Raw genomic sequence first — 23,977 nt, 5'->3', positions numbered from 1 at the left:
CGATGCGGTATGTCCGTTTAAACCGGCCCCATGGCCAGAAAGGCGCGGGCGGCGGCGAAGTCGCCCGCCTCGAACCGCGCCGTCGCCACGCTGTCGTCGCGGAACAGGAACTCGATCAGGAAGGGCTCGCGCGGGTCCAGCGCCGCCAGAGCCTCGGCCGCGCTGTCGGGAAAGCGCCAGACCTCGCCCGCCCGCGCCCCGGACGCCAGCAGGTCGCGCGGCGCCAGATCGGATCCGGCGGCGAAGACGGCGCGGCGCGCGGCCTCGGGCGGCAGGCCGTCCCCCGCCAGCCACGGCCGGGGCGAGCGCGCCGCATCCCGCATGACGATGCGCGCGGCATAGGGCCGGGGCTTGCCGACGAAGGAGACGACCGCCGCCGGGCGCGCATCCTGCGGCGCCTTGCCGGTCAGGCCGAACCGCACGGGCGAGGCGCCGGTCGCCCCGTCCTGAAACAGGCGCCAGCCGTCGCGGCTGCTCTCGAAACGGTCGGCGCTCCACACGGCCTTGTCGCCGGGGAAGTTGATCCGCGCCGCGCGCGACCATCCGGCGAAGGCGTGGCGCACCCGCGCCTTGACCCGGCCCAGCTCGGCGTCGTTGCAGGGGGTGGCCTCGGCCCGCGCCGTGGCCCGCGCGGCTGTGGCGGCCAGTTCGGTCGCCGGGCGCCCGGCGCGCAGGGCCGCCCCGCGCGCCTGCAGGGTCGCCGCCTCCAGCGCCTGTGTCAGACGCGGTTCGAACAGGCGGCACTTGTCCTGCGCCGCCCGCACGAAGGCCCGCTCATAATAGACGTCGCCCCCAAGGTTCTGGCCAGCAGTCGCCGTCCCCGCCGCGAGGGTCAGGGCGACGATCGCGGCCAGCGTTCTGCTGACTATGCGGGGCGACGGCGCTATCTTCATGCCGCCACCCTAGCCGCCGCCGGTTCCGGGTCCGTGTCCAAACAGGGTGAACCAATTGCTTCTTTCCACTGACGTCTGGGTCGGCGCCCTGATCCGCCGCGCCGAGCTGGAGGGCGCCAACGCCGTGGTGGTGAAGAAGGGCGACGCCCGCGCCGGGGCCGTCATCGTCAAGGCCTATGACACCGCCAACCGCAGCGCCCGCCTGTGGACCGAGGCGACCGGCCAAGACGGCGACCCCCTGTGGATCCAGCCCGTCGCCAGCGAATTCGAAAGCGAACTAGACGCCTATCTGGACCGCCAGCGCCGCTATGACCCCGACCTCTGGATCATCGAGATCGAGGACCGGCAGGGACGACACTTCCTGACCGAAAAGACGCAGGGCTGACCCTCTCCCGCCGCGAAAGGCTTCATCGGCCCTCAAGCAGGCCGAAGGCCGGTAGGGCCTCTTTACAAAGCCCTCAAGCAGCGCAAAGCGCGTTAGGGCGAACTAAAAATAGTAACCGGCCTGTTCACCGCGTTCGTGAACCGGACCGCAAGCGCGGTCGCCCTACAACCCGTCGCATGGGGGCCAGAACGGTCCTGTGAGCGGACGCGGTCCATGCTGTTTCTCTTGAACGATGTCGTCTTCGATCTGGACGAGGCCTGCCCGGCCCCGAGTCATGACGTGCGCCGGTTCGAGAGCCTGTCCTTCGACTATGTGCTGGAGATGGGCTGCGAACTGTTCGCCGAAGACCCGCTGCTGCACCGCAAAGATCCGGCGAGGGCGCGTCGCCTCGCGTGGTTGATCGCCCACCGGACCGAAGGGGTCAACGCCGCCCTGTTTGCGGCGCCCGAAGCCGATTGCGCGCCCGAACTGGTCGAACCGCGCTTCTGCGCCCTCCCCGAGGCCGTCATGCGTCAGCTCCAGTCGCGCGCCTCCCACGGCCGCTTGTCCACCGTCGCCGCCGACAAGGCGGTTTGGGGGCGTCTGGCGGCCTGACCACTTCCCTAAAACACCGCCGTTCTTTATGCCTTGAACGGTGACATGGGGCAGAGCATGACCAAGAGAAGCGAACGCGCGCAGGCCAAGCCTTTGCGCATCCTGACAACTGGGGTCATGTTGAGCGCATTCATCGCGCTGCCTGCCCAAGCTGAATGGCTAAAAGCGGAAACCCAGCATTTCGTCGTTTACGGCGACACGTCGGAAGCGAGCCTAAGACGCTACGCACGCAAGGTCGAGCGCTTCGACGCCCTGTTGCGAACCTACTACCCGATTCAGACTGATCATGAGATTCCCAAGTTGGAGATCTTCATGGCCGAAGGACGACGGGACATGAATCGCATTTCTCCCGGCATAGGCGAAGGCGTGGCGGGTTATTATTCGCCTAACAGCGGCCGAATCTATACAGTCGTCGACACACGTAGCTCCATGGGCGATGTCGTCGTCTTCCATGAATACGCTCACCACTTCATGTTCCAGATGAAGGCTAACGCCTATCCCTCATGGTTTGTTGAAGGCTTCGCAGAATACTATTCCACCGCCAATCTTACAGACGAGCGCATCCAATTCGGACGACACAACCCAGGCCGGGTAAATTCGCTGAACATGGGTTTCAACACCTGGGCCAGGATGGAAGACGTTCTGAAGTGGCGCATTTCAGATTCCGGGCGCTTCCCCGCGCATCTCTACTACGCCCAATCATGGGCGATGACTCACTACTTCATGAGCACGCCTGAACGCACCCAGATGCTGAGACGTTATCTGGCGGCTGTGGCCAGCGGAGAGGACTCCGTCGTCGCCATGCAGGCGGCGACAGGCCGGACTGCGGCTCAGCTTCAGGATGACGTGTGGCGCTATACTTCCGGCTCCATCAATGTGACCTCGCCACAGATCCCGGTCACACATCCCGAGGTGACGGTCAGCCAAATGTCCAAGGCCGAAGCTGACGCCATCTGGCTGGATGTTCGCCTTGATAATGCGCCGATCAAGCTTCCCGCAGAGGAAGAGGCGGAGGGCGACACGCAATCCGACGCTCAAAAGGCGCGCCGGGCTCGGGATCGACGACAGACCAATGAGAACCGGGCCGAACTCATCCGCTCAGCCTTCGCCCTGGGTGAACGCTATGCGGACTCCGATGTCGGTCGACTGCTCACGGCTCGCGCACACCGGCTGTCACAGCGCCCAGACTTGGCGCTGGCAGTGCTGGAACCCAGTCTCGGCGACCACGCAACCAACGCCAAGGTTTTGCGGGTCGCCGCCCTGGCCCTGCTGGATCAGACCGAGTCAGCGTCCTCGATCGACGACGCCAACGAGCTTCGCCGTCAGGCCGCCGCCTATCTTGCGCGCGCCATGGACGCCGAACCGCTGGATTTCCGCATCTATCTGGGTCTGAACGACGTGCGGCGCGGGCAGCCCCGCTATCCGACGGACAACGATATCTCCACGCTGGAGGTCGCCTGCACCTTGGCTCCGCAATCGTTCGACTGCCGCACCCGTCTGGGGCATGCCTATATGGCGCGCGACATGAATGCTGAAGCGATCACGATTCTCACGCCTGTTTCCAACAGCCCTCACCAAAGCGCTTACAAACGTCGAGCGCGACAAATGATCGACCAGGCGCGACAAGCATTGGGTCAGGCCCCGCTGGAAGAGGCCCCCGAGCCCGAAGAACCGCAGGATGACATAGGCGCGCCAGACACGACGTCCGATGCGAGGCCGCTCCCTGCCTCCTAGAGCAGCACCCCGAACACTGTGTGCACCACGATCGCCGCCAGGACGATCAGGGCGAACCCCGCCAGAAAGCAGACCAACGGGTGAATCTTGCGCTCGTTCTGTACGGGCGCGACCTTGCCTGGGTGAACCAGAGCCATGACGTTTCCCTTCCCTTGTACGACGGACTCATGGCCCGCCGTCTCCCGAAAACGAGCATGCCTCGAATAACCATCATACGCGAAGGGTCTTTCACGACATCGTGAACGTCGACAATTGAGCCCCGGCGCGGTAGGTCGCGCGTCCTAAAGGAAGCTCTATGTCCAAACTGACCCTCGCCCAGGAGGCCGACCGCCGTCGGACCTTCGCCATCATCGCCCACCCGGACGCCGGCAAGACGACCCTGACCGAGCATATCCTGCTGGCGGGCGGCGCCGTGCGCGCGGCCGGGGCGGTCAAGGCGCGCGGGGAAAACCGCCGCGCCCGCTCGGACTGGATGAAGATCGAGAAGGAACGGGGCATCTCGGTCACCGCCTCGGTCATGACGTTCGAGCACGACGGCAAGATGTTCAACCTGCTGGACACGCCGGGGCACGAGGACTTTTCAGAAGACACCTATCGCACCCTGACGGCCGCCGACTGCGCCATCATGGTGCTGGACGCCGCCAAGGGCATCGAGCCGCAGACGCTGAAGCTGTTCGAGGTCTGCCGCCTGCGCGACATTCCGATCATCACCTTCATCAACAAGCTGGACCGCGAGGCTCAAGATCCGATGGCCCTGCTGGACGAGATCGCGTCCCGCCTGCAGCTGGACCCCTCGCCCATCTGGTGGCCGGCCGAGAGCGGCAACCGCCTGCGCGGTCTGGCCGAGGTCGGCGGCCAGGGCCGGTTCCAGCCCTACACCCGCAAGACCTCCGACAACGACGGCGAGCACCCCGCCCCCCTGCCCTTCGATCAGGCCGCCGCCTTCTTCGAAGGCGCGGAGCAGGCCGACATGGTCGATGCGCTGGAACTGGTCGAGGCGGGCTACAAGCCGTTCGATCATCAGGCGTTTCTGGAAGGGCATATGACGCCCGTGCTGTGGGGCTCGGCCCTGCGCCACTTCGGCATCGAGGAACTGCTGAAGGCCATCGGCGAATGGGCCCCGCCGCCCAAGACCATGAAGGCCCGCAAGGAGGCTCCGCCAGAAACCCGCAACGCCCCGGCGCCCGAGGACATCGCGGTCGAACCGAGCAAGGACGAAGTCACCGGCTTCGTCTTCAAGGTTCAGGCCAATATGGACCCCAACCACCGCGACCGCATCGCCATGTTTCGCATGGCCTCGGGCAGCTTCAAGCGCGGCATGAAGTTGAAGGTGCAGAACACCGGCAAGCAGTTGTCGGTCAACGCCCCCATCATGTTCTTCGCCTCGGACCGCGAACTGGCCGAGGACGCCTTCGCCGGCGACGTGATCGGCATTCCGAACCATGGCGTGCTGCGCGTCGGCGACAGCCTGTCGGAGAGCGGCCTGGTGCGTTTCGCGGGCCTGCCCAACTTCGCCCCGGAAATCCTGCAGCGCGTCCGCGTCAAGGATCCGCTGAAGGCCAAGCACCTGAAGAAGGCGCTGGAGGGTCTGGCCGAGGAAGGCGTGACCCAGCTGTTCCGCCCCGAACTGGGCGCGGACTTCATCGTCGGCGCCGTCGGCCAGCTGCAATTCGAGGTCATGGCCGACCGCCTGGGCGAGGAATACGGCCTGGACGTCATCTTCGAACCGTCGCCCTACGCCGAGGCGCGTTGGGTGGCGGGCGAGAAGGCCGACCTGGAAGACTTCGCCGGCAAATACCGCCCCCAGATGGCGGTCGACATCGACCAGAACCCGGTCTTCCTGGCCAAGTCGAGCTGGGAGACGGGCTACGTCTCCGAACGCTTCCCCAAGATCGCCTTCACCAAGACCAAGGAACGGGGCTGACCCCTCAGGTCTTGCTGATCGATACCCCGCCGTCGACCAGCATGGCCGTTCCGGTCATGAAGCTGGAGGCGTCCGACGCCAGGAACAGGGCGGCGCGAGCGATCTCCTCCGGGCTCGCCATCCGCTTCAGGGCGTGCATGCCCTCGACGAAGGCGATGATCTCGGGCGTGTGGGCGAATTCGCGGCCCGCCTCGGTGTCCGTGCCGCCGGGCAGCAGGCAGTTGCTGCGCACGCCCTTCGCCCCGAACTCGGTGGCGATGACACGCGATAAGCCGATCAGCCCCGCCTTGGCCGCGCCATAGGCCGCCATGCCCGGCATGCCGATGGCGTGGCCGACAAAGGTCGAGGTGAAGATCAGCGAGCCGCCGCCCCGGTTCAACAAGGCCGGGATCTGATGCTTGGCGCCAAGGAAGGCGGCGGTCAGGTTGACGTCCAGCGTCTCGCGCCAGCGCTCCAGCGCGATCTCCGGCGTCGGTTCATTGGCGCCGATGGCCCCGGCGTTGTTCAGCGCGATGTCCAGACCGCCGAAGCACTCGACCGCCGTCCGCACCAGCCGCTCGGCCAGGGCCTCGTCGCGAATGTCGCCCGGCACGGCTACGGCGCGGCCGCCCTTGGCCTCGATCCCCGCAACCAGGGCCAGAAGCTCGGCCTCGCGCCGGGCGGTGACGACCACCGCCGCGCCTTCGCGGGCGAACAGACGGGCGGCGGCGGCGCCGATGCCGGAGCTGGCTCCGGTGATGACAGCGACCTTGTCGATGAGTGCAGGCATGACGACCTCGTGCGTGAAAGAGGCCGTCTTCCTTTCATGCCTTCACCGCGTGGTCTGGCGGGGTTCGGACTCGGCGTTCAGGTCGAGGGCGCCACGCGAGGTTCGCGTCCCAGCGCCTGAAACCACGGAAGGAAGATCTGGATCAGCGGGCCGATCCCCACAGCGAAGACCACCGTGCCCAGACCGACCGAGCCGCCCAGCAGCCAGCCTCCGGCCAGGACGCTGACCTCGATCAGCATCCGCGACACCCGGATCGACCAGCCCAGCCGCTGGTTCAGGCCGATCATCAGACCGTCGCGCGGCCCCGTGCCCATGCCGGCGCCGATGTAGGCGGCCCCGCCCATGGCGGTCAGCAGCACGCCCATCGTCATGAAGGCCAGCCGCAGCGGCAGGCCTGTGATCTCGGGCAGGACGGCCAGGGCCGCATCCATCGACAGGCCGATGACGAAGATGTTGAACAGCGTGCCCAGGCCCGGCTTCTGACGCAGCGGAATCCAGGTCAGCATCACCAGGACGCCCATGATGATCGAGGCGGTCCCCAGGCTGATGCCCGTCCGCAGGGACAGGCCCTGGTGAAAGACGTTCCACGGGTCCAGCCCGAGGTTGGAGCGCACCATCAGGGCGGCGGCCACGCCGTACAGGCACAGGCCCAGTTGAAGCTGGATGAAACGACGCATGAACATGTGCGCCATAGGCCCCTAGATCGGCCTTGCTTTATAGGGCCAATTTCGAGACGGTGGCCTTATGCGCGACACCCTGGTCAACGCCGCCTCCCTGTCGCGTCAGTTGAACGGCTGGCGCGGGCCGGACGGCGAGCCCGCCTATCGCCGCCTGGCCGAGGCGCTGAAGCTCATCATCCTGGACGGGCGGCTGTCGCTGAACGCGCGCCTGCCCGGCGAGCGACGGCTGGCCGAAACCCTGGGCGTCAGCCGCATCACCGTCAGCGCCGCCCTGGACCGATTGAGGGCCGACGGCTTCATCGTCAGTCGGACTGGGTCGGGCAGCTTCACCGCCCTGCCCGCCAGCCCGGCGTCCCCGCCGGTGACCTATTTGGACGGGCCGATGCAGAGGGTCGATGCGCCGGGCGTCATCGACATGGCCTCGGCCGCCATGGCCGCCGACGAACAGGTGCACGCCGCCTACGCCCGCGCGCTGGAGGCCCTGCCCGCTCATCTGCCGGGGCCGGGCTATGAGCCGATCGGCGTCGAGGCCCTGCGCCGCGTCGTCGCCGACCGCTACAGCGACGAGGGCATGGCCACCACGGCGCAGCAGGTGGTGGTCACGGCGGGCGCGCTGGGCGGTCTGGCCCTGCTGCTGCGGGCGGCGACGCGGCCCAGCGACCGGGCGGTGGTCGAACACCCCGGCTATCCCCACGCGCTGGACGCCCTGACCCAGGCCGGTCTGGCGCTCAGCCCCGTCGCCATGACGCCCCAGGGCTGGGACATGGACGGGATGCTGGCCGCCATCGCCCGCGTCCGCCCGCGACTGATCTATCTGATCGGCGCGCACCACAATCCGACAGGCCATGTCCTGTCGGCCCAGGACGAGGCCGACATCGCCGCCGCCGCCGCCCGCGTCGGCGCGATGCTGGTGCTGGACGACAGCCTGCGCGAGCTGTGGTTCGACCGCCCGCCGCCGCCGCCCGTCGATCACGGCCCCCATGTCGTGCGGCTGGGCTCGACTAGCAAACCCTATTGGGGCGGATTGCGCGTCGGCTGGCTGCGCGCCCATGTCGAGGTCATCGATGCGGTGGTGCGCCATCGGCCGTCTCTGGATCTGGGCGTGCCCGTGATGGAGCAGCTGGCGGCCGCCATGCTGCTGACAGGCGACCCGACGCCGCTGCACGCACGGCGGCGACTGCTGGCGCGCCGCGAGGCCCATCTGCGGACGCGGCTGGCCGAGCATCTGCCGCAATGGCGGACGCGACGGCCCGACGGCGGCCTGTCTTTATGGGTCGAGCTGCCCCGGCCGGACGGCGTGCGCCTGGCCATCGCCGCGCCCGATCATGGGGTGCGGATCGCGCCCGGCATGCGGTTCGGGATCAACGGCGCCTTCGACCGCTTCATCCGCCTGCCCTTCAGCCGCGAAGAGGCGGAGCTGGACCTGGCGGTGGTCAGGCTGGCGGCGGCCTGGGGCGGACTGGACCGCAAGGCGCCGCGGCGGACGGCGCTCGATCCGCTCCTGCCCGCCGTGTTTTAGGACGCGCCATGCCGCCTTTCGCGGATGCAACCTGAAGCTTTTCTGAACACCGCTTTCATCCGTCACCCGGACGTGGTTCTTTAGTAGAGCCTGATCGGCGCTCCCCGCGCCCGTGGAGTTCTGATGTTCATCGTCGCCGTCACCGCCGCCATGGCGCTGGCCCAGGCCTCGGCGCCCGCCCAGGCCCCGGCTCAAGCACCTAGCGCCCGGCTCGTCTCCTATGACGAGGCGGTCAGATGCGCCGGTTTGACACAAGCGGCGTCCGAACTTGAGGGCGGAGAAAGCCGATACGGCCGCGCGCTCTATGACGCCGCCCTCTACTGGTCGCTCGCGGCCATGCAGGCCGCGACCGTCGCCGGCCGCAACCCGGCGGTGGCGGAAGCCGAACAGACACGCGCCCGCCTGGACGCCGTGCGTCGCCTTTCCGCCGGAGAATCCGAGGCTCGCGCCGCTCTGCAGCGCTGCCGTCAGAAAGCGCCGCAACTGGGCTGACCTCTCCAGCAGTTTTCCTCCGCGAGGCTGTCGGTCGACTTCGAGTTCACAATTTGTCGGTATGGTTAAGGCGAACCCTTCCTACGGCGCTGCGTTTGCTTGGTCGGCAGCGGGATCCCCCCCGTAATCCCGAAGCGGGACGACACAGGCGAATGTTCGAATTCGGCAGAGACCTTAGACGGCTGTTCGAGAAGGCGCGCGACAGCGACGACCTGGGCTGGCTCGAGCTGATCGGCGTCGGCCTGGTCGAGATCGAAGCGCGTCAACAATCAACCGACGCGGGTCGCGTCTCCTGCCCCCGCCCCTTCGACGCCTCACTGCGCGCCGCCGCCCTGTGGCGTGAACACGCCCGCCGCTGTGGCGTCGCCTCCAGCCTGGAACGCGCCGAGAGCGCCGGGCGCGACGCCGCTAAGCACGCCGCCAACGGCGATCAGGCTGTTCGAGCCGCCCTGGACCTGGCTCAGACCGCCATGCTGGCCTTTGACTTGCGCGGCGGTCCCGATCGGCTGACGGCCGCCCTGGACCTTCTCAGCGAGCTGCCGCCGGCGCGCCGACTGGATACGGTCGCCGCAGCAGCAGCCCTGCATGCCCGCCTGCGCGCGCGACTGGCCCTGCTGTCCGGCCGACTGTCGGAACTGAGCGAGGCGGCGAAGCTCCTGGACGCCGCCCTGGCGAACCTGAAGGGCGCGCGCACGCTGGAGGACGAACTGCGCCTCGATCGCGCCGCCCTGGCGCTGGAAACCGGGCTCAATACGCGCGACGCCAGGATGCTGGACAAGGCCGGGCGCGACCTGCGCGCCTTGGTCGAGGCCGCCGCTCCCGAACAGAGACCGCTGAGCCGCGCCCGCGCCCTGGCGCTTTGTGCGGCCGGCATGGCCGCCCTGGCCGCCATAGCCGAAGCTCCAGCAGCCCGGGATCAGGCCAAGGCCATGTTCGACGCCGCCGCCCAGATGTTCACCCCCGACCACAGCCCGCTGGACTGGTCCGCTATCCAGGTCTTGCGCGCCGAGCGCGAGGCCTTGTCGCCGGTCGTACTGATTCAGGCGGAAACCCTGACCGAAGGCGGCGGCCTGATCCTAGGCGCGCTGGCCCATGAACAGCGCGTGGCCCAAGACACGGCCCGCGCCGGGGCGGCAGGCGACCTGACGGCCCTGATGAACATTGAAACCAGCCTGCGGCGACGTCTGGTGCGCCCTTCAGTCACGGCCACGCCGCTGGACTGGGCGGCCGAACAGATCGGCCTGGCGCGCGTGGCGCTGGCGCGTGCGCGCTGGACGGGCGAAATACCGCGCGGCGTCGGTCTGATGCTGACTGAAGCGGCGCAAACCGCGCGTGAACATGGCGCCCAGGTGCTGGCGGAACGGGCCGAGCGTCTGTCCTTGCGGACGCAATCGGCCTGAGACTGAACGTCCGCCCGGCCTTGACCCGGCCCCATTGGGCGCCTAGCTCACGGGCTTCGCAGAAGGGTTCCGACACAGTGACCGAACAAACCGCCGCCGATCCCGTCCACGCCTTCATCGCCCAGACGGTGGCCGAGCATGACGTGGTGCTCTTCATGAAGGGCACGCCGGATTCGCCGCGCTGCGGCTTCTCCTCGGTCACGGTCCAGATTCTCGACCACGTGGGCGCGGCCTTCGTCGGCGTCGACGTGCTGCAGGACGAAGCTCTGCGCGAAGGCATCAAGGCCTTCACCGACTGGCCGACCATCCCCCAGCTCTATGTGAAGGGCGAGTTCGTCGGCGGCTCGGACATCGTGCGCGAGATGTTCCAGTCGGGCGAACTGGCCGCCCTGATGGCCGAAAAGGGCGTCGCCCTCGGCGAGGCCTAAGCGCCGATGGCCCGGCCGCAGCTGCAACCGCGTGAGGACCGCGAGGTCTTCGTCGTCCCGTTGGACGTGCGGCCGGAACACATTGACGAGAACAACCACGTCAACAACGTCGTCTACGTCGGCTGGCTTCAGGACGTGGGCACGGCCCACTGGAACGCGCGCTTCGACGACGAGACGCGCGCCCGCTGGTCGTGGATCGCCCTGAGACACGAGATCGACTACCTGCGCGCCATCGCGCCCGACGCGACCGGCGTCGTCGCCCGCACCTGGGTCGGCGATCCGCAGGGGCCGCGCTTCAACCGCTATGTCCGCATCGAGGACACCGAGGGCCGCCTGTGCGCGCAAGGCCTGTCCGAATGGTGCCTGGTCGACGCCCAGACCCTGCGCCCCGCCCGCATCCCGGCGGAGATGCTGGGGCCGTTCAAGGCATAGGCGGCCCTTCTCCTCTTGTAGAAGAAGTTCCTCTTACAGGCTGATGGGGTTCAGCACGCGTACAGGCTGGCCGCGCTCCAGGCCCAGTTCATCATAGCCCCAGCTAACCGTCTTGCCTTCGGGGACCAGGGCCTTGCACATATCAGGCGAGCGGCGCACCAGCGTCAGCTCCGCCGGATCGGCGTCCTTGATACGCACCTCAAAGCTGGACGCCTCGGTGCAACCGTTGGAGCCGACCACGACGTTCAGCCGCTGGCCGTCGAAGTCGACCTTGCGGACAGCTTCGAGCGCTTCGGTGCGGGCTGCATTCTGGTCAGTGACGACCGAAACCTTTTCACCGCCCTCGTTGGAATAGATGACGCAGCCGCCCAGCAGCGGCAGCAGGGCGGCGACGGCGGCAGCACCGAGGCGCATCAGTTCGCCTCGGCGGGGGACGAGTGGATGACGCGCGTCGTCGGCTTTTCGGTGGCGATGATGATGCAGCCCGACAGCACGGGCGCGGCGAGCGCGGCGACGGCGAGAGCGATAACGAGACGACGCATGAGGTGTTCCCCTTGTTGGTTGGCGGCAAACTGCCAGCGTCGCGGTTCGGGATCACGTGAATAATCGGAAAGGGTGGGCTTGAACCTAACCGCCACAGTCATAGCTACTGTGACCCGCCTCCCCGGGGGCCATCGAAAGAGTCATGCATGAGCCTGCTGTTCACCCCGCGCGCCATTGGGCCGTTGACGCTGAAGAACCGCATCGTCATCGCCCCCATGTGCCAGTATTCGGCCGTGGACGGCGTGCCTCAGCCCTGGCACGCCCAGCACATCGCCCGACTGGCCCTGTCGGGCGCCGGCCTGGTGATCGTCGAGGCCACGGGCGTCGAGGCGGCGGGCCGCATCTCCTGGGCCGACACCGGCCTGTGGAACGACGAACAGGAAGCCGCCTTCGCCCGGATCATCCGCGACATCCGCACCTATTCGGACACGCCGATCGGGGTGCAGTTGGGTCACGCCGGCCGCAAAGCCTCGACCAATCCGCCGTGGGTCAATCATGGCGGCCCCGCCCCGTCAGACAAGGCGTGGGAGACGTTTTCAGCTTCTCCCCAACCCTATCGCGACGACTGGCACATGCCGACGGCGCTGGATCCGGCGGGCATGGATCGCGTGGTCGCGGCCTTCGTCGATGCAGCCGCGCGCGCCGACCGCGCCGGCTTCGACCTGGTCGAGTTACACGCCGCCCACGGCTATCTGCTGACACAGTTCCTCTCGCCGCTATCGAACGAACGAACCGACGAATTCGGCGGCTCATTGGAGAACCGGATGCGCTTCCCGCTGCGCGTCGCCCAGGCTCTGCGCGACGCCTGGCCACGGACCAAGGCCCTAGGCGCCCGTTTCAACGGCTCGGACTGGGCCGACGGCGGCATCACGCCGGTCGAGGCGGCCGTCTTCGGCCGCGCCCTGCACGACATGGGCTATGAGTACCTGCACCTGACCAGCGGCGGCAACGTCGCGACCGCCCGCATCCCTGGAGACCAGCCAGGCTATCAGCTTCCCTTCGCCGAGGCGGTGAAGGCGGCGATTCCCGAAGCGAACGTCATGGCCGTGGGACTCATCGTCACCCCGCAACAGGCGGAGGCGCTGTTGGTCCAGGGCAAGGCTGATCTGGTCGCGGTCGCGCGCGCCGTGCTGGACGACCCCAACTGGGGCCATCACGCCGCCGTCTCCCTCGGAGCCGCCGAAGCCCTGCCCGTTCAGTATGAACGAGCAGCCGCCGAACACTGGCCCGGCTACGCGGCTGCGCGCTCGGCCTGATCCTCGACGGACGGAATCGTCGCGATCACGGCGGCGCCGTTCGACAGGGCGTCGGCTTCCGGCTGAGGACGACCCAGAAGATAGCCCTGAACCTCATTGCAGCCCTGGGCGCGCAGGAAGGCCAGCTGTTCGGCCGTCTCCACGCCCTCGGCCAGCACCGGGATCGACAGGCTTTCGCCGATGGTCAGAACCGCGCGGATGATGGCTCGCGACTGCGGCGCCTCGCCTTCCAGCTCCAGCATGAAGGAGCGGTCCAGCTTGATCTTGTCGAACGGGAAGGCCTTCAGCGTCGAAAGCGAGGAATAGCCGGTGCCGAAGTCGTCCATGGCGATGGTCACGCCCAGAGCCTTCAGTTGACGCAGGACGTGGGTCGTCCGCTCCATATCGGTGATCATCGCCGTCTCGGTGATCTCCAGCTCCAGACGCGACGGCGCAAGGCCCGTCTCCATCAGAATCTGATGCACCAGGCGCGGCAGGTCGACATGGCTCAGCTGGACCGGCGACAGATTGACCGCGATGCGATGCGGTTCGGCCCAGGCGGCGGCCTGGCGGCAGGCCTGGCGCAGCACCCACTCGCCGATCGGCAGGATCAGCCCCGTCTCCTCGGCGACAGGAATGAAGTCTGCTGGCGAAATGTAACGGCCTTCGTCGTTCTTCCAGCGCAACAGCACTTCATAGCCGGTCGCCTTGCCCGTCTCGACCGACGCCTGGACCTGATAGTGCAGTTCGAACTGTTCGCGCTCCAGCGCTTCGCGCAGCGCTTGGGTGACGCGGCGACGGGCGCGGACGGCCTGATCCATGTCCGCTTCATAGAAGCAGACATCCTGCGTCAGCGACGCCTTGGCCCGGTACATGGCCAGGTCGGCGTTGTTGATCAGGGTCGACACGTCCTGGGCGTCTTCCGGCCACAGCGACACGCCGATACTGGCGCCGCACGACACGTCGGCATGGTCCAGGGTCACGGTCTGGATCACGGCCTGGCGCAGACGCTCAGCTACGGCGCGAGCTTCATCGCGGGTGGAGACCGAGGCCAGCGCCAGGAATTCGTCCCCGCCCTGACGCGCAATGAATTCGCCCTCGCGCAGAACGCCCTTCATGCGCTCGGCGATGATGCACAGCAGCTGGTCGCCGACCGCGTGGCCGTACAGGTCGTTGACCTCCTTGAAGCGATCTAGGTCCAGGGCGAACAGGGCCAGCGCCTCGCCTTCGGCGGCCGTCTGCTTCTGGCGGGTCAGGCGTTCCAGGAAGGAGGCGCGGTTCGGCAGGCCGGTCAGGCTGTCGTTGCGGGCCAGGTGGGCGATGCGGCGCTCCTGGGCCATGCGGGCGCGTAGGTCGCGCACCGCATAGATCATGGTGCGGCTGCCCGTGGTCTGATCGCGACGCGCCGACAATTCGACGGGGATTTCCTCGCCGCCGGACCGCAGGACGGTCTGCGCCACCGAGCCGTCGCCCAGACGGTGCGCGTCTTCGACCCACTGCTCCAGGCTGGCGCCGATCAGGGCTTCGCGCGAGACGCCCAGCAGGGCGGCCAGAACCTCATTGGCGGCGATGACGACGCCGTCGCGCTCGATGGCCATGCCGTCGACGCCGCTCTCGATCAGATACTGCTGCCGTTCACTGTGCAGGGCGTGCGACTGACGATCCAGCACGTGGCTGGCCGCGCCCGCGCCCAGCACCAGCAGGCCAACGCCCGCGACGCCCAGCGCCAGCACGTTCTGCGCGTCCTGGCCGGTCAGCACGCCGTCCGCCGCCGCAAAGGGAATGATGGTCATGGCGGCCATGGCCGTGAAGTGCAGGCAGACGATGCCCAGGACCATGGCGGCCGCGCCCTTCAGGCGGGCGAAGCGATCCTGCACGTCGGCGGCCATCTGGAACGCGATCGCGCCGAACGCCACCGAACCGATCATGGAGGCGGCGACATAGCCGTTCGACCAGTGGACCACGCCCTCCACCGCCATGGCGGCCATGCCGACAAAGTGCATGGCGGCGACGGCCAGGCCGAACAACGCGCCGCCGGCAGCGGGCGCGAAGCGACCCCGCGTCGTCGCCCCGCCCAGCGCCAGCCCCACGCCCAGGATGGCGATAGCCAGGGAGACGCCTGTCAGCAGCGGCTCGTAAGCCACGCCGACGCCCGGCCGGTAAGCGATCATGGCGACGAAATGGGTGCACCAGATGGTAGCCCCGCCAGCCAGGGCGCCCAGGAACATCCAGGACGCCTGGGCGACGCCCCGCTCCTCTCGCACCCTGCGCAACAGGCCTGTGGTGATCCAGCTGCCCAAGAGGCAGATAAGGGCGGCCAAGGCGACAAGACCGAAATGATGGTCTTCAGTCAGACACGAAAGAACGCGCATAGGTGGCGATGCCAAGCAGACAGGAACGGGTCGACCGTTCTATCGTCCAGGTCTTAAACGCCGCTGTTTGAGCATGGCTAACGAAGCCTGAAGATTCAGTCCCCCTACTGCGCTACGCCCTGATCGCCGTTCATCAGATAGGGGTTATTGACCACGACATTGGCGCCGGCCGGCAGGCCCAACTCTTCAAAGGTCCACTGGATCTGGACCCCGTCCTTGACCGGGCGGGTGCAGACGTCCTCGCCCATGCGGCGCAAGGTGATCACCGCCGAGTCCTTCAACTGGGTGATGAAGGGCTTCACGTCGCTCTTGTCGGTGCAGCCGTTGGAGCTGACTCGGAATACGGCGAGGTCGCGGGTGAAGGCGGCGGCGTGGATCGGTTCCAACTGGCCCGGCATGCCTTCGGTTCGCACCAGTTCGCCGGGCGCATGAGCGCAAGCGGCGAGCCCCGCCGCAAGAACGAAGCCGAAGAAGACGCCTCTCATGTTCGGCCTCCCTTGGCGCGATGCTGGCAACAATTCATATTGCGCCCGTTCGGTCCGAAAGTGAACCGGAAAGGCCTCAATCCAGACAAAGAAAGGCCCCGACGATGTCGGGGCCTTTCCATGAACCAGAAAGGTCCGTCGAATTTACGAGGAGTAGTATTCGACGACCAGGTTCGGCTCCATCTTCACCGGATAGGGCACGTCGGACAGTTCCGGCACGCGGCCGTAGCGGACCGAGAAACCACGATCGCCCAGTTCCAGATAGTCAGGCAGGTCGCGCTCGCTCGACTGCTGGGCTTCAAGCACCAGCGCCATGTTGCGCGACTTTTCCTTGACCTCGATGACCTGGCCCGGCTTGACGCGGTACGAACCGATGTCGACCTTCTTGCCGTCGACGGTCACGTGGCCGTGCGAGACGAACTGGCGAGCAGCCCAGACGGTCGGCACGAACTTGGCGCGGTAGACGATGGCGTCCAGGCGCGATTCCAGCAGGCCGATCAGGTTTTCCGAGGTGTTGCCCTTACGACGAGCGGCTTCGGCGTAGGTCGCCGCGAATTGCTTCTCGGTGATGTTGCCGTAGTAGCCCTTCAGCTTCTGCTTGGCCTTCAGCTGCAGACCAAAGTCCGAGACCTTGGATTTGCGACGCTGGCCGTGCTGGCCGGGGCCGTAGGAACGCTTGTTGACGGGAGACTTGGCGCGACCCCACAGGTTTTCACCCATGGCCCGGTCGAGTTTGTACTTGGCGCTATGGCGCTTGGACATGTGTCACTCTTTATCATGATGCGGCCCGGCTGCTCCCCGATTGGAGCGGCGATCTCAACGGCGGTTCACGCATCGTCCGTAGTCAGTTCGCGCCTCGGGCGGAACCCGATGCGAGAAGGCCGGGCTTATGAAGGCGACGCGGCCGGGAGTCAATGTCGGCGGTCCCTCCAGTCTTGGCGAATTCCGGTTCTGGATCACTCTTCGCCGAACGGACGCCAAACGGTGATGAAAGCCCCATCGAGCTGAAACCGTTTCGTCGCCGCTAAAGCCTAGCTCGCCCCCTGACATCAGTATCGCTTTCGGGGATTCCCAACATGACCTCTGTTCGCCCCGCCGCCGCCTGGCTGCTCGCCACCTCGGCCCTGTGCGCGCCCGCCCTCGCCCAGGCCCAGACTTCGGCCCAAATTTCGGCCCAAATTTCGGCCCAGGCCGAAGGCCAGGACGCCGCCGTCGAGGTCAGCGAGATCGTCGTCACCGGCCAGCGCGAGGCCCAGCGCGCCGCCATCGCCGTCAAGCGCCGCCAGTTCGAGGTCATGGACGCCGTGTCGTCGGACGACATCGGCAAGCTGCCCGACCACAACACCGCCGCCGCCCTGCGCCGCATTCCCGGCGTGTCGATCATGGAGGACCAGGGCGAGCCGCGCTGGCCGATCCTGCGCGGCCTGGCCTCGACCTATAACCGCACCACCATCGACGGCGCCTTCGTCGGCTCGGTCGACGAGAGCGCCCGCACCGTGCCGATGGACATCGTTCCCTCGGTCATGGCCGGCCGTCTGGAGGTCATCAAGACGGTGACGCCCGAGAACGACGGCAACGCCATCGGCGGCGTCATCAATGTGCGCACCCGCAGCGCCTTTGACCGCAACGGCCCCTTCTTCGACGGCATGGCCTCCTACGGCGTCTATGAGCGCCACGGCGACGTGCGCAACGACGATCCGTCCTATCGCCTGAGCTTCGCCACCGGCCGCCGCTTCGGCGCCAATGACGAATGGGGCGTGGTGGTCGGCGCCTCGCACGAACAGCTCGACTACGACATCCCTCAGGTCGAGGTCGCCGCGCCGTCGGTGCGCGAGTACGACGCCGACGGCAAGCCGGTGGATTCCGGCTCTGCGACCGGCAACGGCATCCAGGTTCCGACGCAGAACCGCCTGTTCTGGTACAACAACACCAAGCAGCGCTCGGGCCTGAACGGCAAGCTGGAATGGCGTCCGTCCAACACCTTCCGCTGGGAGGCCTCGGCCCTGTGGGCCAGCATGGAGGACGACGAGGAGCGCATCGAGTTCCGCACCGAGCCGAACGGCAACGTCTCGAACCAGACGCAGACTTCGGGCGTCTTCGCGACCGGACGCAACATCGTCGGCCTGAACCAGCCGATCACCCAGCGCGAGATCGGCCTGGTCCGCAGCGGATTCCAGTGGGACGCCACCAGCCAGTGGACGCTGGACGGCGACCTCTCCTACTCCAAGGCTTCGCTGGAGACGCCGAACACCTCGTATGAGTTCCGCACGGCGGCCCATTCCGACTTCGGCTTCAGCTACGATACGTCGGACTTCTTCCCGGTCTTCACGCCGACCGATCCGGCCGCCTTCCGCGACGCCTCGCTCTACAACCTGCAACAACGCCGCGTGTCCCTGACCACCAGCGATGAAGACACGGTGCAGGCCCGCTTCAACGCCGCCTTCGACGACGGCGGCCATGAGCGGAACCTGAAGATGAAGTTCGGCGGCCTGATCCGCTCCAGCGACCGCTCCTACGCCAGCAGCCGCACCGACTATAAGACCGCGCCCGGCTTCGCCTTCACCTTCGACGAGGTGGACGTGGCCGGCCCCAGCGAGTTGATCCAGGGCCGCTATGACCTGGGCGCCCGCATCGACGCCGGTCTGGCCGAGCGCTTCTTCGAGGCCAACCGCGACCGCTTCGTCGCCACGACCGCCCTGCCGACCGGCGACTATGAGGTGACCGAAGACGTCTACGCCGCCTATGGCCAGGCCAGCTATCGCATCGGCGACGTCACCGTCCTGGGCGGGGTGCGCTACGAGAAGACCGAGGTGGAATCCCAGGCCGCCCGCAACACCGGCGGCGTCCTGACGCCCGCGCACAACCAGGGCGGCTATGAGAACTGGCTGCCCAGCGTCCACCTGCGCTGGGACGTGCGCGAGGACATGGTGGTGCGCGCCGCCTGGACCAACACCATCGGCCGCCCGGACTTCGGCTCCCTGGCCGCCAGCGAGAGCCTGAGCTTCGACGGCTCCCAGCCGACCCTGTCGCGGGGCAACCCCAATCTGGAGCCGCGCGAGAGCGAGGGTTTCGACCTGTCGTTCGAATATTATCCGACGGACGGCCTGATCTCGGTCGCGGTCTTCGCCAAGTCGATCGACAATGAGATCTTCACCCTCAGCTCCGTCCAGCGCATGGACGTGGGCCGGGGCATGGAGGACGTCCAGGTCTCCACCCCGATGAACGCCCAGTCGGCCGAAATCCGCGGGATCGAACTGGGCTTCCAGCAGGCCCTGACCATGCTGCCCGCGCCCTTCGACGGCTTCGGCGTCAGCGCCAACGCCACCTTCCTGGACACGGAGTTCACCTTCCTGACCTCGAAGGGCGAGCGCCACACCGGCCTGTTCCAGCAGCCGGACACCACCACCAACGCCTCGATCTACTATCAGCGCGGGCCGCTGGAGGCGCGGATCTCGCACAACTACGTCGGCGGCTTCCTGGAGACGATCAACGACACCGTCCCCAACGCCGATCAGTACTGGAAGGGCCGTCACCTGTATGACGCCTCGATCAGCTGGCGCTTCGACAACGGGGTGACGATCTTCGCCGAAGGTCAGAACCTGAACGATGCGGGCCGCCGCGAAGTGACCGGCCCGAACCAGGGCTATCTGCAAGAATCAGCCGAATACGGCCGCACCTTCTGGTTCGGCGTCTCCGCCAGCTTCTGATCCCCTTCAGGCCGCCTTCCAGACCGGAGGGCGGCCTTCCTGCTTCCAAAGGCCCCGCCATGCTGATTTCCACTCTCGCCCTTCTGGCCCTGAGCGCGCCCGACGCCGCGCCTCAAGCCGCCGCCCCGATCACCAGCCGTCTGGAAACCGTCCGGCGCTACGCCTCGGACGCGCGTCAGGGCGTGGCTGTCGGTCCCAACGACGTCTACGCCGTCTCCAACTGGTCGCTGACCCGCTACGACAAGGCCACCGGCGAAAAGCGCGCCGCATGGGCCGGAGAGCCCGCGCGCTTTCCCCACATCAACTCCTGCACCCTGATCGAGGCCGAGCTGGTCTGCGCCGCCTCCAACTTTCCCGCCACGCCCCACGTCAGCACGGTCGAGGTGTTCGACCCCGTCGACCTGCATCACAAGCGCACCGTCGCCCTGGGCCTGGGAACCGGCTCCCTGACCTGGATCGAGCGACGCGACGGCGCCTGGTGGGGCATGTTCGCCAACTATGACGGCCGCGGCGGCGAGGCCCCGCGCGATCACCGCCACACCACCCTGGTCCGCTTCGACGACCAGTGGCGGCGCACCGAAAGCTGGGCCGTCCCGGCCTCCATCCTGGAGCGGGTGGCGCCGATGAGCATCTCCGGCGGCGGCTGGGGGCCGGACGGGCGGCTCTACCTCAGCGGCCACGACCATCCCGAACTCTATGTCGTCGCCTTCCCCCAGGGCGGCGGAACCCTGGATCACGTCGAGACCCTGGGCATGGAGGCCGAGGGCCAGGCCGTCGACTGGGACGAAAGCACGCCCGGCGTCCTTTACGGCATCACGCGCCGCACGCGCGAAATCCTGGCCATGCGTCTGCCGACCGCGCCCTGAGGCGCCGCCGACGGCCAAAGAAAAACGGCCCCGGAAGCGATTCCGGGGCCGTCTTCATTTCAGTCGAGAACCGGCTCAGCCCTTGGCGGCTTCGTACAGTTCGTTGACCTTGTTCCAGTTCACCACCGACCAGAAGGCCTTGAGGTAGTCCACGCGACGGTTCTGGTACTTGAGGTAGTAGGCGTGCTCCCACACGTCGGCGGCCAGCAGGACGGCGCCCTTCTCGGCCGCGTCGTCCATCAGCGGGTTGTCCTGGTTCGGGGTCGAGGTGACCTTCAGCTTGCCGTCCTGAAGGATCAGCCAGGCCCAGCCCGAACCGAACTGACCGGCGCCGGCGGCGTCGAAGTCAGCCTTGAACTTGTCCATGCCGCCCAGTTCGGCGTCGATCTTGGCGGCCAGTTCGGCCGAGGGCTCGCCGCCCGCGCCGACCGGGGCCAGCAGCTCCCAGAACAGGCTGTGGTTCCACACGCCGCCGCCGTTGTTGCGGATCGGCTTCGGCAGCTTGGACATGATCGCGAAGATGTCTTCCAGCGACTTGCCCTGCGCCTCGGGCGTGGCGTCGACGAACTTGTTCAGGTTGTCGACATAGGTCTGATGGTGCTTGTCGTGGTGGAAGGTCATCGTCTCCTTGTCGATGGCCGGCTCCAGCGCGTCATAGGCGTAGGGCAGCGGGGGCAGGGTGAAGGCCATGGGAGACTCCTCTTTACGGCGTTTGATTCCTCTGGACCCTATCTAGGGCCGCACGCGCCATACCCAAGCCTTCACCACGACCTTTGTTCAGTTTTCCCGTTTTTCTCGCATATCGGAACCGGATCAGGCTCGAACCGTTTGATCAGGTCGCGTTGAAAACGGCTGAAAGCACGTCATGCCCGAACACGCCCGCCCACTGCTGATGACGGACGCTGAGGTTGAGGCTCTGCGCCTACAGCTTCTCGAAGTGATTCCGCGTCTAGAACGACGCCACTTGCTGGAATTGGCCGACACCCTGCACGACGCCGCGCGCGAACGCCGCTGGAGCGACGACCGGCTGGACCTGAGAATCTGAACCTCTCAAAGCGCCAGCACGCCTCTGCAAGCCCAGCCGCTTGCGCTGCGCCCCAGGCTGAGCAAGATCGCGATCGGGATTGCAGGAGAGGATTCATGATGTTGCGATACTGCGCCGTCGCGGCGGCAGGGCTTACGCTTGCCGCCTGCTCTACTAGCCCGGCGCAAATGTTGAGGTCCGCTGACACTGCTGCCGCCAATGCGCAATGCCGGACCACGCCGCAGCCGGGCGGCGGCTCATCCACGAACTGCACCCTGTGGGAGCGGGGCACGACGACGACCACCACCACGACCGTTGGGCCGAACGGTGAAAGCGTTACGACGGTAGAACGCACGCAGACCGGCGACGAGGCCCAGCGCTCCTAGGCGCGCCCCGCAGGCGCGCTTTCAGCCCGCGTGCAATTCCTGCTTCACGCGCTCGGCCAGGGTCTTGATGTCCAGCGGCTTGGGCAGGAAGGACACGCCGACCTCGTCCTGCAACAGGTCCGAGAAGTCGCTCTCCGCATAGCCCGAAATGAACATCACCGGCGCATCGCCCAGGAAGGGACGCGCCTTGCGCAACAGCGACGGCCCGTCCAGCCCCGGCATGATGACGTCCGAGATCAGCATGTCGATCTGGCCCGCCCATTCCTCGGCCAGGATCAGAGCCTCCTCGCCGTCGGCGGCCTCGATCACCTCATAGCCGCGCTGGCGCAGCAGGCGGGCGGCGATGCCGCGCACGGCGGCCTCGTCTTCCACAAACAGGATACGCCCCGCGCCCGACAGGTCGCGCGGCGCCTTGACCGCCTTCTCGACCACCGGGGCCTCGACCAGTTCCTCGGCGGTGGCGGCGGGCAGGAAGATGCGGAAGGCGGCTCCCGCGTTTTCCAGATTGGCGACGGTGATGTGGCCGCCCGCCTGCTGGGCGATGCCATAGACGGTGGCCAGACCCATGCCCGTCCCCTCGTTCACCGCCTTGGTGGTGAAGAAGGGCTCGAAAATCTTGTCCAGCAGGGCCGTCGGCACGCCGGGGCCGGTGTCCGACACCTCGATCAGGGCGACCTCGTCCGTCGCCTCGCGCCAGCCCAGATCCCGCGCCTCGCCCCCCGTCAGACGACGGGTGCGGATGGTGACCACGCCCGCGCCCGGTTCGACCACCCCGCGCATGGCGTCGCGGGCGTTGACGGCCAGGTTCATCACCGCCGTCTCCAGCTGGCTCTTGTCGGCCAGCACCAGCGGCAGGTCGCGGCCGTAGTCGGTCTCCAGCCGCACGTCCTCGCGCAGCAGGCGACGCAGCAGCACGGCGAACTCGCCGACCAGTTCGCCCAGGTCCAACCGCTCGCGTCGCACGGTCGACTTGCGCGAGAAGGCCAGAAGCTTGCGCACCAGATCCGCCGCGCGGATGGCCGTCTGGCGGATCTCGTTCAGCCCATCATAGGAGGGATCGCCGACCGGATGGCGCTCCAGCAGGCCGCTCAGTTGCAGCTGGATCGCCGTCAGCAGGTTGTTGAAATCGTGCGCCACGCCGCCCGCCAGCTGGCCCACGGCCTGCATCTTCTGGGCCTGCGACAGCTGCAGCTCCATCGACTTCTGCGCCGCCACGTCGAACAGCCAGACGCGGCGCTTGTCGCCTTCGAGCGCGACATAGAGGTGCAGTTGCCGATCCGGATGGGCGCGAGCGATCAACTCGATCGGGCCAAACGATCCGGCCTCCAGCTTGGCGCGAGCTTCGGCCACGCCCGCCGGATCGAACAGATGGCCGAAGGCGGCGTCGCCAGAAACGGCCGGGCCGGTCAGCAGCGCGAGCGCCGCGTTGGGCTCCTCCACCCGGCCCGCGAACAGATCCTCGCCGCCAATGACGGCTGAGCCGAAAGGCGCCCCCGCAGCCATGGCGCGGGCCTCGCCGGTGGGAGCCGCGGGCTGGGGAGCCACAGCCTGTGGCAGCGCCATCGGCAGGACAGCGTCCGGCGCCGCGCGCACCAGGAAACGGCCCTGTCCCGCCAGGCCGATCAGCACCTCCTTCTCGCGCGCGCCGATCTGGACGATGGCGCGGCCCTGATCGCCTTCGCGCGCCTGGGCGAAGGCCATGTAGAGGGCCTGGGCCGACTTGCCGCGCGGCAGGGTGGTGACCGTCCCGTTCTCCTCGGCCCAGGCGGCGTTGTAGGCCAGCACCTGGCCCGACGGCCATACCAGGGCGGCAGGCTCGGCCAGGGCGTCCAGCATCTCGACCGCCGTGTCGCCGGTGGCGCGCCGCACCTCGGCCCGGCCGAAGGCGAACAGCCAGATCAGCGCCGTGGCGCCCGCCGCGAAGATCAAGATCAGGCCCGGCGCGCTGAAGGCGTTGGTGCGAAACGCCGGGTAGGCGATAGCGGCGACCGCCAGGGCGAACCCCACAGCCATGACCACCAGCAAGGGATCGAACGTCGGTCGTCGTGTCGAGCGCGCCTTCAGCCGGTCTTGGGGGCGGGAAATGGTCATGGCGTCTCGCCCTCGCGA

At 67.4% G+C, this 23,977-nt stretch carries 25 protein-coding genes; 14 read left to right on the top strand and 11 right to left on the bottom strand.

The genetic code is table 11. The features are described 5' to 3' along the window. Positions 1–17: 17 nt before the first annotated feature. Positions 18–893: a hypothetical protein gene (locus ABC419_RS05390; RefSeq protein ID WP_412876105.1), complete on the bottom strand. Its 876-nt coding sequence runs from the start codon at positions 891–893 to the stop codon at positions 18–20. A 55-nt stretch (positions 894–948) separates the two neighbouring features. On the opposite strand from ABC419_RS05390, the gene ABC419_RS05385 reads away from it, so the two are divergent. The 3 genes from ABC419_RS05385 (at position 949) to ABC419_RS05375 (ending at position 3,606) form a co-directional block, all read left to right on the top strand. After that, entirely contained in the window at positions 949–1,278 is a 330-nt protein-coding gene (locus ABC419_RS05385) for a DUF1491 family protein (RefSeq protein WP_412876106.1), read from the top strand. 213 nt (positions 1,279–1,491) lie between these two features. Then, a complete protein-coding gene (locus ABC419_RS05380; RefSeq protein ID WP_412876107.1) occupies positions 1,492–1,872 on the top strand; it encodes a hypothetical protein in 381 nt (126 codons plus the stop codon). Positions 1,873–1,929: 57 nt separating this feature from the next. Next, the gene (locus tag ABC419_RS05375) at positions 1,930–3,606 is read left to right on the top strand and encodes a DUF1570 domain-containing protein (protein ID WP_412876108.1); all 1,677 of its coding nucleotides are present in this window, start codon (positions 1,930–1,932) and stop codon (positions 3,604–3,606) included. Here ABC419_RS05375 and ABC419_RS05370 read toward each other — a convergent pair. Next, the gene (locus ABC419_RS05370) at positions 3,603–3,743 is read right to left on the bottom strand and encodes a hypothetical protein (protein WP_200168151.1); all 141 of its coding nucleotides are present in this window, start codon (positions 3,741–3,743) and stop codon (positions 3,603–3,605) included. The genes ABC419_RS05375 and ABC419_RS05370 overlap by 4 nt on opposite strands. 158 nt (positions 3,744–3,901) lie before the next feature. Between ABC419_RS05370 and ABC419_RS05365 the strand changes: the two genes are divergently transcribed. After that, on the top strand, positions 3,902–5,530 hold the full coding sequence (locus tag ABC419_RS05365) for a peptide chain release factor 3 (protein ID WP_412876109.1): 1,629 nt from the start codon (positions 3,902–3,904) through the stop codon (positions 5,528–5,530). A gap of 4 nt (positions 5,531–5,534) precedes the next feature. Here the strand turns inward: ABC419_RS05365 and ABC419_RS05360 are convergent, their stop codons facing one another. Continuing rightward, a complete protein-coding gene (locus tag ABC419_RS05360; RefSeq protein WP_412876110.1) occupies positions 5,535–6,299 on the bottom strand; it encodes an SDR family oxidoreductase in 765 nt (254 codons plus the stop codon). A 77-nt stretch (positions 6,300–6,376) separates the two neighbouring features. After that, a complete protein-coding gene (yczE, locus tag ABC419_RS05355) occupies positions 6,377–6,976 on the bottom strand; it encodes a membrane protein YczE (protein WP_243637714.1) in 600 nt (199 codons plus the stop codon). Positions 6,977–7,043: 67 nt separating this feature from the next. On the opposite strand from yczE, the gene yczR reads away from it, so the two are divergent. The 5 genes from yczR (at position 7,044) to ABC419_RS05330 (ending at position 11,250) form a co-directional block, all read left to right on the top strand. Continuing rightward, positions 7,044–8,498, top strand: coding sequence for a MocR-like transcription factor YczR (gene yczR, locus ABC419_RS05350; protein WP_412876111.1), 1,455 nt, complete (start codon positions 7,044–7,046; stop codon positions 8,496–8,498). A 123-nt stretch (positions 8,499–8,621) separates the two neighbouring features. Beyond that, a complete protein-coding gene (locus ABC419_RS05345) occupies positions 8,622–8,990 on the top strand; it encodes a hypothetical protein (protein WP_412876112.1) in 369 nt (122 codons plus the stop codon). Between the two features lie 152 nt (positions 8,991–9,142). Next, positions 9,143–10,390: a hypothetical protein gene (locus ABC419_RS05340; protein ID WP_412876113.1), complete on the top strand. Its 1,248-nt coding sequence runs from the start codon at positions 9,143–9,145 to the stop codon at positions 10,388–10,390. A gap of 77 nt (positions 10,391–10,467) precedes the next feature. Next, on the top strand, positions 10,468–10,818 hold the full coding sequence (gene grxD, locus ABC419_RS05335) for a Grx4 family monothiol glutaredoxin (protein ID WP_087141491.1): 351 nt from the start codon (positions 10,468–10,470) through the stop codon (positions 10,816–10,818). A gap of 6 nt (positions 10,819–10,824) precedes the next feature. Next, positions 10,825–11,250: an acyl-CoA thioesterase gene (locus tag ABC419_RS05330; RefSeq protein ID WP_412876114.1), complete on the top strand. Its 426-nt coding sequence runs from the start codon at positions 10,825–10,827 to the stop codon at positions 11,248–11,250. A gap of 33 nt (positions 11,251–11,283) precedes the next feature. On the opposite strand, the gene ABC419_RS05325 is transcribed toward ABC419_RS05330, so the two are convergent. After that, positions 11,284–11,664 carry a hypothetical protein gene (locus ABC419_RS05325; protein ID WP_412876115.1) on the bottom strand — a complete coding sequence of 127 codons (381 nt, stop codon included), beginning with the start codon at positions 11,662–11,664 and terminating at the stop codon, positions 11,284–11,286. Next, positions 11,664–11,792, bottom strand: a complete 129-nt coding sequence (locus ABC419_RS05320) for a hypothetical protein (protein WP_256375798.1) — start codon at positions 11,790–11,792, stop codon at positions 11,664–11,666. The genes ABC419_RS05325 and ABC419_RS05320 overlap by 1 nt, the downstream gene beginning before the upstream one ends. Before the next feature lie 147 nt (positions 11,793–11,939). Here ABC419_RS05320 and ABC419_RS05315 point away from each other — a divergent pair, with 147 nt between their 5' ends. Then, positions 11,940–13,049, top strand: coding sequence for an NADH:flavin oxidoreductase/NADH oxidase (locus tag ABC419_RS05315; RefSeq protein ID WP_412876116.1), 1,110 nt, complete (start codon positions 11,940–11,942; stop codon positions 13,047–13,049). Here ABC419_RS05315 and ABC419_RS05310 read toward each other — a convergent pair. From ABC419_RS05310 to rpsD, 3 genes are all read right to left on the bottom strand, one after another. After that, positions 13,025–15,349 (bottom strand): bifunctional diguanylate cyclase/phosphodiesterase, encoded by a 2,325-nt coding sequence (locus ABC419_RS05310; protein ID WP_412876117.1) that lies wholly within the window; start codon positions 15,347–15,349, stop codon positions 13,025–13,027. The genes ABC419_RS05315 and ABC419_RS05310 overlap by 25 nt on opposite strands. A gap of 155 nt (positions 15,350–15,504) precedes the next feature. After that, positions 15,505–15,885, bottom strand: coding sequence for a hypothetical protein (locus tag ABC419_RS05305; protein WP_368925225.1), 381 nt, complete (start codon positions 15,883–15,885; stop codon positions 15,505–15,507). A gap of 144 nt (positions 15,886–16,029) precedes the next feature. After that, positions 16,030–16,647, bottom strand: a complete 618-nt coding sequence (gene rpsD, locus ABC419_RS05300; RefSeq protein ID WP_003169687.1) for a 30S ribosomal protein S4 — start codon at positions 16,645–16,647, stop codon at positions 16,030–16,032. A 314-nt stretch (positions 16,648–16,961) separates the two neighbouring features. On the opposite strand from rpsD, the gene ABC419_RS05295 reads away from it, so the two are divergent. Beyond that, positions 16,962–19,592 carry a TonB-dependent receptor gene (locus tag ABC419_RS05295; protein ID WP_412876118.1) on the top strand — a complete coding sequence of 877 codons (2,631 nt, stop codon included), beginning with the start codon at positions 16,962–16,964 and terminating at the stop codon, positions 19,590–19,592. A 59-nt stretch (positions 19,593–19,651) separates the two neighbouring features. Then, positions 19,652–20,458 (top strand): hypothetical protein, encoded by an 807-nt coding sequence (locus tag ABC419_RS05290; RefSeq protein ID WP_125902124.1) that lies wholly within the window; start codon positions 19,652–19,654, stop codon positions 20,456–20,458. 75 nt (positions 20,459–20,533) lie between these two features. Here ABC419_RS05290 and ABC419_RS05285 read toward each other — a convergent pair whose 3' ends face one another. Further along, positions 20,534–21,148: a superoxide dismutase gene (locus ABC419_RS05285; protein ID WP_003163596.1), complete on the bottom strand. Its 615-nt coding sequence runs from the start codon at positions 21,146–21,148 to the stop codon at positions 20,534–20,536. 175 nt (positions 21,149–21,323) lie between these two features. On the opposite strand from ABC419_RS05285, the gene ABC419_RS05280 reads away from it, so the two are divergent. Both ABC419_RS05280 and ABC419_RS05275 read left to right on the top strand, forming a co-directional pair. Continuing rightward, a complete protein-coding gene (locus tag ABC419_RS05280) occupies positions 21,324–21,503 on the top strand; it encodes a hypothetical protein (RefSeq protein ID WP_125902122.1) in 180 nt (59 codons plus the stop codon). A gap of 167 nt (positions 21,504–21,670) precedes the next feature. Continuing rightward, positions 21,671–21,868 carry a hypothetical protein gene (locus tag ABC419_RS05275; protein ID WP_412876119.1) on the top strand — a complete coding sequence of 66 codons (198 nt, stop codon included), beginning with the start codon at positions 21,671–21,673 and terminating at the stop codon, positions 21,866–21,868. A 21-nt stretch (positions 21,869–21,889) separates the two neighbouring features. Here ABC419_RS05275 and cckA read toward each other — a convergent pair whose 3' ends face one another. Continuing rightward, the gene (gene cckA, locus ABC419_RS05270) at positions 21,890–23,959 is read right to left on the bottom strand and encodes a cell cycle histidine kinase CckA (RefSeq protein WP_412876120.1); all 2,070 of its coding nucleotides are present in this window, start codon (positions 23,957–23,959) and stop codon (positions 21,890–21,892) included. Between the last annotated feature and the right edge of the window lie 18 nt (positions 23,960–23,977).

The sequence above is a fragment of the Brevundimonas phoenicis genome (assembly GCF_047237745.1).
In the GTDB taxonomy this organism is placed as follows: domain Bacteria; phylum Pseudomonadota; class Alphaproteobacteria; order Caulobacterales; family Caulobacteraceae; genus Brevundimonas.
Note: the sequence above shows the minus strand (reverse complement) of the source record. Positions and strands in the feature narration are given on the sequence as shown.

Excerpts from the sequence above, each read along its gene's own strand:
- ABC419_RS05390 (WP_412876105.1), bottom strand. The coding sequence starts at position 893 with ATGAAGATAGCGCCGTCGCCCCGCATAGTCAGCAGAACGCTGGCCGCG.
- ABC419_RS05380 (WP_412876107.1), top strand. The coding sequence starts at position 1,492 with ATGCTGTTTCTCTTGAACGATGTCGTCTTCGATCTGGACGAGGCCTGC.
- ABC419_RS05375 (WP_412876108.1), top strand. The coding sequence starts at position 1,930 with ATGACCAAGAGAAGCGAACGCGCGCAGGCCAAGCCTTTGCGCATCCTG.
- ABC419_RS05370 (WP_200168151.1), bottom strand. The coding sequence starts at position 3,743 with ATGGCTCTGGTTCACCCAGGCAAGGTCGCGCCCGTACAGAACGAGCGC.
- ABC419_RS05365 (WP_412876109.1), top strand. The coding sequence starts at position 3,902 with ATGTCCAAACTGACCCTCGCCCAGGAGGCCGACCGCCGTCGGACCTTC.
- ABC419_RS05360 (WP_412876110.1), bottom strand. The coding sequence starts at position 6,299 with ATGCCTGCACTCATCGACAAGGTCGCTGTCATCACCGGAGCCAGCTCC.
- yczE (WP_243637714.1), bottom strand. The coding sequence starts at position 6,976 with ATGCGTCGTTTCATCCAGCTTCAACTGGGCCTGTGCCTGTACGGCGTG.
- yczR (WP_412876111.1), top strand. The coding sequence starts at position 7,044 with ATGCGCGACACCCTGGTCAACGCCGCCTCCCTGTCGCGTCAGTTGAAC.
- ABC419_RS05345 (WP_412876112.1), top strand. The coding sequence starts at position 8,622 with ATGTTCATCGTCGCCGTCACCGCCGCCATGGCGCTGGCCCAGGCCTCG.
- ABC419_RS05340 (WP_412876113.1), top strand. The coding sequence starts at position 9,143 with ATGTTCGAATTCGGCAGAGACCTTAGACGGCTGTTCGAGAAGGCGCGC.
- ABC419_RS05330 (WP_412876114.1), top strand. The coding sequence starts at position 10,825 with ATGGCCCGGCCGCAGCTGCAACCGCGTGAGGACCGCGAGGTCTTCGTC.
- ABC419_RS05325 (WP_412876115.1), bottom strand. The coding sequence starts at position 11,664 with ATGCGCCTCGGTGCTGCCGCCGTCGCCGCCCTGCTGCCGCTGCTGGGC.
- ABC419_RS05320 (WP_256375798.1), bottom strand. The coding sequence starts at position 11,792 with ATGCGTCGTCTCGTTATCGCTCTCGCCGTCGCCGCGCTCGCCGCGCCC.
- ABC419_RS05315 (WP_412876116.1), top strand. The coding sequence starts at position 11,940 with ATGAGCCTGCTGTTCACCCCGCGCGCCATTGGGCCGTTGACGCTGAAG.
- ABC419_RS05305 (WP_368925225.1), bottom strand. The coding sequence starts at position 15,885 with ATGAGAGGCGTCTTCTTCGGCTTCGTTCTTGCGGCGGGGCTCGCCGCT.
- rpsD (WP_003169687.1), bottom strand. The coding sequence starts at position 16,647 with ATGTCCAAGCGCCATAGCGCCAAGTACAAACTCGACCGGGCCATGGGT.
- ABC419_RS05295 (WP_412876118.1), top strand. The coding sequence starts at position 16,962 with ATGACCTCTGTTCGCCCCGCCGCCGCCTGGCTGCTCGCCACCTCGGCC.
- ABC419_RS05290 (WP_125902124.1), top strand. The coding sequence starts at position 19,652 with ATGCTGATTTCCACTCTCGCCCTTCTGGCCCTGAGCGCGCCCGACGCC.
- ABC419_RS05285 (WP_003163596.1), bottom strand. The coding sequence starts at position 21,148 with ATGGCCTTCACCCTGCCCCCGCTGCCCTACGCCTATGACGCGCTGGAG.
- ABC419_RS05280 (WP_125902122.1), top strand. The coding sequence starts at position 21,324 with ATGCCCGAACACGCCCGCCCACTGCTGATGACGGACGCTGAGGTTGAG.
- ABC419_RS05275 (WP_412876119.1), top strand. The coding sequence starts at position 21,671 with ATGTTGAGGTCCGCTGACACTGCTGCCGCCAATGCGCAATGCCGGACC.
- cckA (WP_412876120.1), bottom strand. The coding sequence starts at position 23,959 with ATGACCATTTCCCGCCCCCAAGACCGGCTGAAGGCGCGCTCGACACGA.